Source organism: Bradyrhizobium sp. Ken01 (genome assembly GCF_055807355.1).
Genome location: NZ_JBVVPC010000303.1, coordinates 1 through 236, shown reverse-complemented (window position 1 = coordinate 236; position 236 = coordinate 1). Strand labels below are relative to the sequence as shown.

The 236-nt window shown below is 55.9% G+C and carries 1 pseudogene; it reads right to left on the bottom strand.

The annotated features are described in order from the left end of the window. Positions 1 to 217, bottom strand: a pseudogene (locus AC0L3S_RS39745) (ABC transporter ATP-binding protein); the annotation flags it as partial. Positions 218 to 236 lie beyond the last annotated feature (19 nt).

The window sequence follows — 236 nt, the reverse complement described above, 5'->3', positions numbered from 1 at the left end:
GACTTTCCGCGCTACTCTCACCGCGCAGCAGAGCCGGAAGCTCGACGTTTTCCAGCGCGTTAAGGGTAGGAATTAACATAAATGACTGAAAAACAAAGCCGACGTGCTTCGCGCGCAACTTTGCCCGCGCTTCTTCGTCCATATTATGTAGCGGTTGTCCCACCAGACTCACTTCGCCACTGCTGCCGTCATCAAGCCCGGCGAGGATCGCCAGCAAGGTTGACTTACCCGATCCC